Origin of the sequence: Dryocola clanedunensis, assembly GCF_038405435.1 — a bacterium.
Taxonomy (GTDB): Bacteria; Pseudomonadota; Gammaproteobacteria; order Enterobacterales; family Enterobacteriaceae; genus Dryocola; species Dryocola clanedunensis_A.
In genome coordinates this window covers 1-596 of record NZ_JBBYHZ010000135.1, presented here as the reverse complement: position 1 = coordinate 596, position 596 = coordinate 1, and the positions used below count along the sequence as shown (strand labels likewise).

The following is a 596-nucleotide window of genomic DNA, read 5'->3' as shown; positions in this document are numbered from 1 at the left end:
CCAGCCATACCTCTCCGCCAGGGCTGCACTGGAGCGCGAACTCCGCCACGCCCGGGCGCAGGCCCGCCGCCGCGTAGGCAGCACTGGCCAGAACGCTGCCATCGCCCGCACGCTGCTCCACGCGACCATTGCCGGCCAGCCACACGCGATCGCCACAGGCCAGCAACGCGGCCTGCGGCGACGTGCCCGGCGACACACTGGCCGCCCCCACCTGCCAGCGCTGCCGACGCCGGCGCAGCGGATCGATCCGGGTCAGCCACGGCGCCGCGAAGACCCACACCACGCCCTGCGGATCTTCAACCACCACGTGGCGATCGGCACGTGCTGGATCCTGTGCATAGGACCACCGCGCGGGGGAGAAGCCCTGCTCCGGCGAGAGACGGGCGAGCGTGCCGCCGCGTGCCCACCATGCGTGTGCGTCTGCCGCCGGGGCCAGGCTGCCTGCCGCACCGGCGATGGGTCCGGCCGGTGCGGCGAAACGCTCGAAGTGCCGCCACTGGGCGCCGAGTCGCCATACGCCCTGGCGGCTTCCCGACAACCAGACCCGCCCCTGCCGGTCCTCGAACGCCTGCCCGATGCGCGACACCTCGCGCCCG

The 596-nt window shown here is 74.2% G+C and carries 1 protein-coding gene; it reads right to left on the bottom strand.

The annotated features are described in order from the left end of the window. Positions 1-596 (bottom strand): hypothetical protein (locus tag AAE045_RS23855; protein WP_455549778.1); only part of this gene is annotated, 596 nt, incomplete at both ends.